The organism is Candidatus Dormiibacterota bacterium (assembly GCA_035544955.1).
Classification (GTDB): domain Bacteria; phylum Chloroflexota; class Dormibacteria; order CF-121; family CF-121; genus CF-13.
Genome location: DASZZN010000029.1, coordinates 218,397 through 226,186, shown reverse-complemented (window position 1 = coordinate 226,186; position 7,790 = coordinate 218,397). Strand labels below are relative to the sequence as shown.

The following is a 7,790-nucleotide window of genomic DNA, read 5'->3' as shown; positions in this document are numbered from 1 at the left end:
GACCAGCAACAGTCTTCCAAAGGGGGTGAGTCGCGGCCTATGCTGCATCTGAGCCTCCTCTCGGTCTGGTTGTTGTTCACACCCCAAACCGTGCAAGGAGGCTCTTCAGTTGTCAACAAGGTCCGTGGGAACTACACCTAGGCGGCGATCCGCCCTTCGAGACTGAATCGACGGTGCCACCGCGCCAGCGGACGCGGCGCCCACCAGTTGGTGCGCCCGAGCAGCCGCATCACGGCTGGGACGATCAGGGCACGGACCAGGGTGGCATCGATGGCGACCGCGATGGCCAGCCCCAGACCGATCGACTTGATCAGCACGACGTCCGCCAGTCCGAAGGCGAGGAAGACGGCCACCATGATCCCGGCGGCGCCGGTGATCAGCCGGCCGCTCTTCTCCAGCCCATCGGCGACCGCCTGGGTCGTGTCGCCCGTCCGCCGGTACTCTTCCTGGATCCGGCTGATCAGCAGCACCTCGTAGTCCATCGAGAGCCCGAAAACGATGCAGAACAGCAACACCGGGACGGAGGGGTCGAGGGGAGCCGCGGTGAAGTTCAGCAGCGAGCTGAAGTGACCTTGCTGGAAGATCCAGACCAGCGCCCCGAAGGAGGCCCCGATCGACAGGATGTTCATGATCACGGCCTTGAGGGGGAGCACCACCGATCCGGTCAGCAGGAAGAGCACGAGGTAGGTGACGATCATCACGTAGCCGACCGCGAGCGGAATCCGCTGCAGGATGAAGTCGGTGAAGTCGATGGAGAAGGCGTCCACCAGCACGCTACTGCCGGCAGGCGGGGTCATGGTTCGCAACGAGTGGACGATGGCGCGAGCGGCATCGCTTTCCTGGCCATTCTTCGTGACGACCGAGAGGACCGCGATCTGCGGGCCGGTTGTCCCGTGGACGATGGCCTGCACGCGCGCCGGCTGGGCCGCGGCCGGCTGAGTGAGCAACGCCTGGTAGGCGGAACGACTGAGCGAGGAATCGTAGGTCACCAGGCTCTCGACGCTTTCCACGCCCGGGATCTGCTTGATGTTCCGGGCGAAGTCATACAGACCTCCAATGCGGTCGGTGGTCTGCGGGCCGCCGTTCGAATAGTGGACAACCACGCTGAAGAAGGTCTGGCCCTGCCCGGGAAACTGCTGCAGCTGGTCGTAGCCGCGGCGACTCTCCGCATTTGGCGGTAGCATCCCGACATCGCCGTTCGCGATCTTGATTTGGAAGAACGGCGACGCCATCACCAGCAGCAACGCCACGATCGGCACCAGCACCAGGACCGGTCTGCGCATCACGCGCATCGCCAGACCGTGCCAGAACCCATGACCCGCCCTTCCGCGGGGCAGCGGCACGCGCAGCCACGTCACGCGATGACCGAGGATCGCCAGCAGCGAGGCAAGGAAGGTCAGCGCGTACAGCACGGCGATCGCGACCACGATGGCCCCGGCGAAACCCATCGATGCCAGAAAGGAGCCCTGGAAGAACAGCATGGCGCTCAACCCGATCGCGACCGTGATCCCGGAGAAGGTGACCGCGCGACCGGAGGTCCGCATGCTGGCGATCAGCGCCTGCTCGGTCGTCCGGCCGGCAGCCAGCTCTTCGCGGAAGCGGTTGACGATGAAGAGCGAGTAGTCGATCGCCACGCCAAGACCAATCAGGGTGACGATGTTGGTCGCGTAGGTGGACACATCGGTGAAGCGCGCGAGCACGCCGACCGCAGCCAGGCCGCCGACCACCGCGACGCCACCCACGCCGAGGGGAAGCAGCGCGCTGACTACCGTACCGAAGACGAGCAACAGCAAGACCACCACGACAACGAGGGAGACCAGTTCGGCTCGCTGCAGGTCGGCTTGCAGGTACTTGTCGAAGTCGGCAGCGATGGCGACGTTGCCGGTGCCAAGGACCTGCAGCTGATCGGAATGCACCTTGGCTCGAAGCTGCGTGTAGTACTGGCGGGCGGTGGGGTAGTCGTCTTTGAGGGTGACCAGCGCGTAGACATGGTGGCCGTCCGTCGACGTCATGGCACGCGCTTGCTCAGCCGTGACATCAAAGGGAGTCTCGATGCTCTTCACCCGTGGGTCAGCCTGGAGCGGTTGAAGCGCGGTCAGCACGGCGGGTTTGAAGGCGGGGTCCTGCACCGGCATCGTCTGGCTGCCAAAGACGAGGACAAACGATGACCCGGCGCCATTCTGCGGCAACTGACTCTGCATCAGGGCGACCGCTCGTCCGGACTCGGTGTTCCCTCCACCGCTGTTCTTCGTGGTGCCGCCGTTGAACAGCGCCACGATGGAGGCGGCCAGCAGGAGCCCAGAGACGCCCAGCATGAGCCAGCGGAATCGGTAGACGACGTGACCCCACCAGGCAAACATGTCAGCCCACCTCCAGCGAAACCGGCGGTCTGGTTGCAAAGGCGATCGTGATCTCGCTCAATGCGTCGATCGCCGCCTCGGCGTCGAACTCAGGATTCATCACCTTCTGCAGGTAGATGCCATGCAGGCTTCCCCAGATGGCGGCCGCGATTGCATCGGCCGACGCAACCGGCGGGTCAGCCATGCCGGCGATCACGCCCTGGGTGATGCGCGCGATGAAGGCGCGCCGCTCCTCGATGAAGCTACGGACCGCCGCCGCGATCTTGGCGTTGTGCAGCCCAACGCCGAACATGTCGAAGGTCAGCAGGAAGAGGCCTCGGTAGGTCTTGAGCTCCTCTTTCGCGAGCTCGAACCCCATGCGGGCAACCATTATCGGGTCGGCGTCCTCCGGGAGCGGTCCGGTGGGGTTCACCCCGGCCTGTTGCCAGACCCCCATCAGGGGCTCGCAGGCGTGTTCGATGGCCGCGACCAGCAGGTCTTCCTTGGTCTCGAAGTAGTAGTGCGCCAACCCCGGCGCCACTCCGGCTTCGGCCGCGATGTCCTTCATCGAGGTCTCGTGGTAGCCGCGCTTGACGAGCGTGCGGTACGCGGCGTCAACGATCCGTTCCTTGGTCTGGTCAGGCACAGGCTACTCTGTAGTGTTTATTTGGTCAATCAATCAAACGCTGGGTTATTAAAGCAAACCCGTGCCGCGACGTCAAGGTTGATTCGAAACAGCTAGCCGGCGACGGCGGGACGGAGAACCGGCTGGGGATGGGCCGTGTATTCGGCGACTAACCGGTCGACGGTCTCCTTCCAGGAGAACTGGGTGGCGACCAGACGGCTGCGGCGGCTGAAGCACCGGCGCAGTTCCTCGTCGGCGAGCAGGCGACCGATGCGCTCGGCGTACTGCGCGGGATCGTGGGAAACCAGCGTGTAGCCGGTCAGGCCGTCCTTGACGATGGTGGGGAGACCGCCGACCCGAGCCGCCACCACCGGCGTGCCGCAGGCGGCCGCCTCGAGCGCGACCAGCCCGAACGACTCGCTGTAGGAGGGGACGACGCACACCGACGCCAGGCTGAGATAGCCGGCCAGCGCCGGCTGGTCCACCGACCCAAGGAACCGGATCTGCTTGCTGATACCAAGCGAGTCGGCCAGCGCTACCAGGCGGGCCCGTTCGCCTCCGCTCAACCGGCTCTCACTCGCGCCGTTCTGGCTGTCGTCTCCGATCACCAGTAGGATCGGTGGTTCCGGCTGGGCGCGGTCGGCGACGAGGTGCGCCATCGCCCGAATCACGGTTTCGGCGCCCTTGAGACGCTCGAGCCGTCCGGCGAAGACGACCACGCCAGCGTCCCCCAGACCCAGGCGCTTGCGAAGCGCTCCGGTCGGCCGTTCCGTGAAGACCTGGAGATCGACGCCCGGGGCGACCACGCTCAGCCGGTTGCGCGACGCGCCATAGAGACGAATCAGGTCATCGGCCTCCTGCACGCTGGAAGCGATCAGGTGATCGCAGTTGCGCACGATCGCCTGCTCCACGGCGATCCGATGCTCCGGCTCGACGATCGCCCCCTCCGCGGCCATCTCGTTCTTGACGCGCGCCAGGGTATGGAAGGTGTGGAACCATGGCAGGCTCCACTCATCGCGCAGACGGGAGGCGACCCAGCCAGAGAGCCAGTAGTGGCTGTGGACCAGGCTGAATGCAACCCGGCGGCGCCGCTGCTCGTGCAAAATGGCTTCGCTGAAGTCGGGGAGCAGATCGAACAGCCGCCCCTTCTCGATATCCTCCGCGGGCCCCACAGCCAAGCGCGTCACCCAGCTCCGCTCGGCCAGCCGGATCCGGTCCGGCCCCTGCGCAGTCGAGCGCCGCGTGAAAACCTCGGTCGCGATCCCGCGCCGGCTCAGCTCCTCGCAGACCGCCCGCACGTAGACATTCATCCCGCCGTTTTCGCCGGCTCCCAGGGCGGCGACCGGCGAGGCATGCAGGCTGACGATCGCGAGCGGTTTCAAATCTGGCTGGCCTCCTGGTGGCGGGTCGCCACCCCATCGTCGCGGTTTGGTCACCGCGAGGTCAACTTCGAACGCGTACCGAGGTTGTCCCGGGTTGTCGCTGGCGGCGCCCTATGCTACCGTTGTCCGGATTCTTAGCCACCCTGGCCGGAACCCAAACTTACGATCCACTCACCGCCAGTCAACCCGCTAAAGCGCTTTCGGCTGCCGCTCCTCGTCCTAACCCTGGTCTTCTGTTACGGGACGATCGGCTACATGGTGCTTCTGCGCTGGAATTTCGTCGACTCCCTCTTCATGGTCCTCACCACCGTGACGACGGTCGGCTACGAGGAAGTCCATCCGCTCGGCGAGGGCGGCCGGGTCTTCACCATGACGGTCATCGTCCTCGGCGTGGGGACCATGCTCTACACGCTCGGCATCCTCGCCGAAACGCTCATCGAAGGACACCTCGGCCGGTACGCTAGGATGCGCGGCATGGAACGCCGGATCGCCGGCCTGAACGACCACTTCATCGTCTGCGGATACGGCCGGATGGGAACGCGAGTCGCCCAGGAGTTTCGGCAGCTGGACACGCCCTTTGTCGTCGTCGAGAGCAATCTCGAACCACTCGAGCGGCTGCGGGCGAGTGACCTGCTCTATGTCGAGGGGGACGCCGCCTCGGACGACGCCTTGCTCAAGGCCGGCATCCTGCGCGCCAAGGGATTGGTCACCGCGGTCGACTCCGACGAGCGGAACGTCTTCATCACCCTTACCGCCCGGTCGCTGAATCCAGCCCTGCTGATCGTCGCCCGCTCCTCGTACCAGGACTCGACCGAGAAGCTGCGGCGCGCTGGCGCCAACCAGGTGGTCTCTCCCTACCTGATGGGCGCCCACCGGATGGCAGCGCTGGCGGTTCGGCCGGTGGCGGTGGACGTCCTCGATACGGTGCTTCACGGCGAGAACATCGACCTGGTCATCGAGGAGTTGCTGGTGGAATCCGGCTCCAAGGTGCTGGGCCGCACGCTCGCCGACTCGGGGATCAAAGAGGCTGGCGCCAACGTGCTGGCCATTCGCAAGCGCAGCGGGCAGCTGCGCATCAACCCACCAGACACGCAGGTCCTCGAGAGCGACGACCTGCTGGTCGCCATCGGAACGCGCAAGCAGATGAGCGCCGCCGAACGGCTGCTCTGACGCGCCGCGGGAGCGGTCGTGGCCGCCCCTAAGCGCTTCCTTTTCCTCTTTTCGGATACTGGCGCCGGCCATCGGGCGGCCGCCGAAGCCGTGGCCGCGGCGCTCGCCCGCCGCTATCCGAACCAGTTTCATGTCGAGCTCTTCGACCCCATGGCCGACCAGCGCGTCATCGCCGGGCGCCTGACCGCCCTCTACGGGCCGATCACGCGGCGGGCGCCGTTCCTGTGGGGCGCTGCATATCGCGCCACCAATTTCAAGCCGGCCGTCCGTCTCTTCCAGCACGCGGTCGGCCGCGGTCTGCGGCGCAAGCTCCATGGCGCGCTCGAACCCCGACCCGCCCTGGTGGCCAGCTTCCATCCGCTGCTGAACCACGCCGCCGTCGACGTCATGCCCTACGGGGTCCCGCGGGTCACTGTAATCACCGACTGGATCAACTTTCACCAGGCATGGACCGATTTGATGGCAGACTGCATCATCTGTCCGTCCGATGCTGCCGTCGAGCTGTGCCGCCGCCGCGGGGTGCCGGCAGCGCGCCTCGTCAAGGCGGGGCTGCCTATCCATCCACGATTCCAGGACGCGATCCGTGGATTTAGCGACAAGACGGCGATGCGGCTCAAGCTTCGCCTGCGCCCGCATGCGCCCACCGTCTTGCTGGCGGGCGGTGGCGATGGCACGGAACCGCTGCGCAAGTACGCGGCGGCGCTGGCTCGATCACCGCTCGACGTGCAAGTGCTCGCCATCTGCGGCCGTAACCAGGCGTTGGCGGAGCGCATCCGCGAGGACAATCACGCCGGCGTGTACGTCTTCGGCTTTGTCGACAACATGCCGGAGTTGTTGCTCGCCTCAGACCTGCTCGTCACCCGCGCCGGACCGGGGATGATCGCGGAGGGCCTGGCCTGCGGTTGCCCGCTGCTGCTGACGGGCTACTTACCGGGCCAGGAAGAAGGCAACGTGAAGGAGGTGGTCGGTCGCAGCCTCGGCCGCTTCGTGCCGCGGCCGGACGACCTCGTTGACGCCGTGACCGACTGGTTTGCGAAGCCGCAGGTGGAACGGTTGCAAGACGCCGAGAGGGTGCGCGCTGCCGCCGACCCTGGTGCGGCTTTTCAGATCGCCGACGTGCTGGTCCGAATGAGCGCCTGACTTCATATCGGGCGCCGAAGGCGGCCCCAGATAACCGCCCCGATCGAGAGCGGAATCAGAACTGCCAGGACTCCAAGCCCGACCGCGATCACCGCGATGATCGCAGCGCCAGGCATGAGCAGGCAGCCGGCCGCGACGAACCCGCACTTGCCGGTTGAGTATTGGGTCGCCGGGGGCGTGATGTAACCGGTGCCCATCCACACCGACGCGGCCGGCAACGCCCACAAGCCACCGAACGGTAGCAGCACCCATCGCCGGCCCGTGGGCCACGACAGGACAGCCGTCCCGGCGATCGTAATTCCGAGCAGCGCAGCGAAGAGCGGCCAGTGAGACGACATCCAGTCGGGGATCGTTTGCACATGCGCATCCACCGGAAAACTGGCCGAGATCACCATGCTGTTCGCGGGGACACCCACAAAATGGCCGGCCAGCGTGTCGTGGCTCCGATCCAGGGCTGGGATCGCGCGTGCGCGCCATCCCGCAGGCAGTTGGGTCTGCACCGACAGATCGCCAAAACTGGCCCACTGGCGAGCCGGAGCCAGGATGTAGGCCAGCTGCCAGATGGTGGTGGTTTCCGGCGCGGCCATTCGTCCAGGTTGCACGGCATAGGCAACCGACAGCCGATGCGGGCCGGGGGTAATCATCACCGTGAACCGGAAGGCGGTCCCGGGCGTGGTGGCATAAGGAATCGACGAGGCGCCGTCGAGTGCCGGTGTCGTCGTCGGGGGCTTCCACGCGTCGGGAAGCTGGGTCAAGGTCGTGGCACTGGCTGCCACCGGCGCGTCATCAAATGTGACCGTGAACGCTGACCCGTTGGTCATTGCGTGATCGGCGAGAAAGACGAGCTCGGCCGAGCTTGACGCGGCGTCGTTGCGCAAGAAGTACGTCATGTGGACCTGTGCCGGGCTGGCGTCGGCCAGCCGACGCAGGTCGAAGCTCAAGTCTTCGTGCGTGATAGCGACATGGGCTACGGCGCCAGTGGGCTCACCGATGGCATCGCCGGGCGTCCAGGGAGAGGCGGCGTCGGCCAGCGCAGCCAGAGGCCAGCAGGCGGCGGCGATGACGGCTGCGACCGCCAGCGCTCCCAGACTGCGCCTACCACCGAGGGGGCCAAGCGTCACCCTCATTTGATGA

General features: G+C 66.1%; 6 protein-coding genes. 2 read left to right on the top strand and 4 right to left on the bottom strand.

Annotation, left to right across the window (positions count from 1 at the left end; translation table 11 throughout):
* Positions 1 to 137: 137 nt before the first annotated feature.
* The 3 genes from VHK65_10645 to VHK65_10635 form a co-directional block, all read right to left on the bottom strand.
* A complete protein-coding gene (locus tag VHK65_10645; protein ID HVS06607.1) occupies positions 138 to 2,360 on the bottom strand; it encodes an MMPL family transporter in 2,223 nt (740 codons plus the stop codon).
* 1 nt (position 2,361) lies between these two features.
* Complete coding sequence (locus VHK65_10640) at positions 2,362 to 2,985, bottom strand: TetR/AcrR family transcriptional regulator (GenBank protein ID HVS06606.1); 624 nt, start codon at positions 2,983 to 2,985, stop codon at positions 2,362 to 2,364.
* Between the two features lie 92 nt (positions 2,986 to 3,077).
* On the bottom strand, positions 3,078 to 4,346 hold the full coding sequence (locus VHK65_10635) for a glycosyltransferase (protein HVS06605.1): 1,269 nt from the start codon (positions 4,344 to 4,346) through the stop codon (positions 3,078 to 3,080).
* Positions 4,347 to 4,511: 165 nt separating this feature from the next.
* On the opposite strand from VHK65_10635, the gene VHK65_10630 reads away from it, so the two are divergent.
* Both VHK65_10630 and VHK65_10625 read left to right on the top strand, forming a co-directional pair.
* On the top strand, positions 4,512 to 5,516 hold the full coding sequence (locus tag VHK65_10630; protein ID HVS06604.1) for an NAD-binding protein: 1,005 nt from the start codon (positions 4,512 to 4,514) through the stop codon (positions 5,514 to 5,516).
* Between the two features lie 18 nt (positions 5,517 to 5,534).
* Entirely contained in the window at positions 5,535 to 6,656 is a 1,122-nt protein-coding gene (locus tag VHK65_10625) for a glycosyltransferase (GenBank protein HVS06603.1), read from the top strand.
* Between the two features lie 2 nt (positions 6,657 to 6,658).
* On the opposite strand, the gene VHK65_10620 is transcribed toward VHK65_10625, so the two are convergent.
* A complete protein-coding gene (locus tag VHK65_10620; protein ID HVS06602.1) occupies positions 6,659 to 7,777 on the bottom strand; it encodes a hypothetical protein in 1,119 nt (372 codons plus the stop codon).
* Positions 7,778 to 7,790: the final 13 nt, after the last annotated feature.

Coding starts and splice junctions, on each gene's coding strand:
- VHK65_10645 (HVS06607.1), bottom strand. CDS start 2,360: ATGTTTGCCTGGTGGGGTCACGTCGTCTACCGATTCCGCTGGCTCATG.